At 59.7% G+C, this 2,201-nt stretch carries 2 protein-coding genes; both read left to right on the forward strand.

From position 1 onward, the window contains the following. The first annotated feature begins 787 nt into the window (after positions 1-787). The gene (locus tag IVB48_RS41340; RefSeq protein ID WP_346658984.1) at positions 788-1,123 is read left to right on the forward strand and encodes a DUF3422 family protein; all 336 of its coding nucleotides are present in this window, start codon (positions 788-790) and stop codon (positions 1,121-1,123) included. After that, on the forward strand, positions 1,113-1,745 hold the full coding sequence (locus IVB48_RS41345) for a DUF3422 family protein (protein ID WP_346658985.1): 633 nt from the start codon (positions 1,113-1,115) through the stop codon (positions 1,743-1,745). The genes IVB48_RS41340 and IVB48_RS41345 overlap by 11 nt, the downstream gene beginning before the upstream one ends. The last annotated feature ends 456 nt before the right edge of the window (positions 1,746-2,201 follow it).

Consider the following 2,201-nt stretch of genomic DNA (forward strand, 5'->3'; position numbering starts at 1 on the left):
TACTAGCGATGAGATTTGAAAGCCCGTCCGCATGGCGCTGATTCTCCGTTTGAGAACCACAGTCGCCCGGCAAACTTCATCGGAAATGAGTCAGACCCCCGATTGGATGCCGATCACCCCGAAAACGGGGTCCTTATTCCATGCCGAAACACACTCAAGGTGCGGCTGGCCAGCTTCGGCTTGACACTCCATGAGGACAAGACGCGGCTGATCGAGTTTGGCCGGTTCGCGGCCCTCTCGCGTCAGCGGCGGGGCGAGCGGCGACCCGAGACCTTCGCCTTCCTTGGCTTCACCCACTACTGCGGGCGGACCCGAGATGGCCGGTGAAACGCCTGACGCGCAAGCTGACGGCGTTGCGCCAGGAGGCTTGGCGGTTCATGCACGCGCCACTGGCCACACAGCATGAGCGGTTCGCCGCCGTTCTACATGGGCATTATGGCTACTATGGCACGCCGCACAATTATCCAGCGCTACGGCTTCTACCGCGAAGTGCGTCGGACCTGGATGCGCTGTCTGAGACGGCGCAGCCAGAAAAGCCGGCGCATGGGGTGGTCGGAGTTCGAGACCCTGACGGCACGCTTCCGTCTGCCCGTTCCACGCATCACTCGCACTTGGGCACAGGCGCGGATATGACGCGGGTTACCCTCGGGAAGAGCCGGATGCGGGAAAGCCGCCTGTCCGGATCTGTGAGGGCAAAGCCGAATTGGCCGAGCTACTCGACCACGTCCGAAAGGCGAGAACCGCGCGCTGCAGCAAGCTGGAGAGTTATCAGTAGCTATCAAGCTGGATGGAGCAGGGCATTTCTCCAATCGAACGCCCTGAACAGGTACTTGATTGGAGCAGCCTGACGATGATCACCGTGAATTGTGGCGACGCCAATTCGGACTTTCGCGTGGACGAATTGGGCTTCACGCGACTTTTGGTTTACGACCTCGGAGACGATCTCGGCGCGCTGGTGCAGCGTCTATTGGAAATCGAGGCCTATCGTCCGTTTGCGCTGCTTGGGCTGCCGACCGCTCTTGAGCGCGCGCCGTCGGTCGATCGCATCGATCACCGCCATGTTGAGGTGCTCGAAGAGATGAGGCGCGACCGGAAGTCTGTCCCGCTCTGGCGTGGGGTATAACGAGCTGGTACAATCGCGGCTATGCATCGTCGAAGGAAAAGAAATCGCAGGTTATCCAAGCTGGTCATCCTGCCCGGCCCCGATGCGAACCGGCGCGACGATGGAGGACCGCCAGGCGAATCTGTCAGTCAAGGCGGCCGGTGCGGCCGATCTGCTCCGAACACGCGTTCATGTCGAAATCGAACGACAGAACCATGGCTTGTTGCACGCGCTCGATGAGCGGACGAGACCGCAGCTTCGACTGCAGTGCACGGCCGAGGGATTGTCGGTCGAGGCGATCGGATATCCTGTGGTCAGCCTGTTCGGCTACTTGCCAAAAGTGCCCACGAGGTCGGACCAGTGTTCTGATCGAGAAATTTATTGGATCATGTGGCCGATTTGGGAGGCATGTTCCATGGATAAGCCAGCAGTTACGATTGATCTTTCGGCTGAGGAGCGTCGGGAGCTTGAAAACTTGGCGGGACGGCGGCGCGCGGCGCAAGGCTTGGCGCGTCGGGCACGGATTGTACTGCTCGCGGCGGACGGTCTTGAGAACAAGGACATTTGTGAAGAGCTTGATGTCGTCCGAACACGGTTAGCAAATGGCGCCGGCGCTATGCTGAGGGCCGCCTTGAAGGATTGAAGGATGAGCCGCGGCCAGGGACGCGCCGCCAAATCGGCGACGAGGAAATCGCCGAGACAATCCGACTGACACTTGAGACGACACCGCCTCATGCGACGCATTGGTCGCTGCGGTCCATGGCGACAGCGTCGGCCATGCGGCTTTGACGATCCACCGGATCAGGCAGGCAATGACAACCCCAAGCCCTTCCGATGTACCAAATCGGCGACGACATACTTGGCTCAATCAAGCGCTTCTGCTTGACCACACTGAAAACGAAATCCTAGACCCAGATCATCAAAACTTCTGAATGGGGACACTAGGGTCTGTACCTAATTAGCGAGTTCTGATTCCCTGGTGCTAAGTTGATTCGGCACCGGGGACTTCGATGCGCAAAGGACTGTTCTGGCTCAACGACAAGCAGTGGGCTCAGATAGAGCCGCATCTGCCAACGAACCAGACCGGCCCGGCGCGCGA

This window comes from Bradyrhizobium sp. 76, from assembly GCF_023073025.1.
Taxonomy (GTDB): Bacteria; Pseudomonadota; Alphaproteobacteria; order Rhizobiales; family Xanthobacteraceae; genus Bradyrhizobium.

Excerpts from the sequence above, each read along its gene's own strand:
- IVB48_RS41340 (WP_346658984.1), top strand. The coding sequence starts at position 788 with ATGGAGCAGGGCATTTCTCCAATCGAACGCCCTGAACAGGTACTTGAT.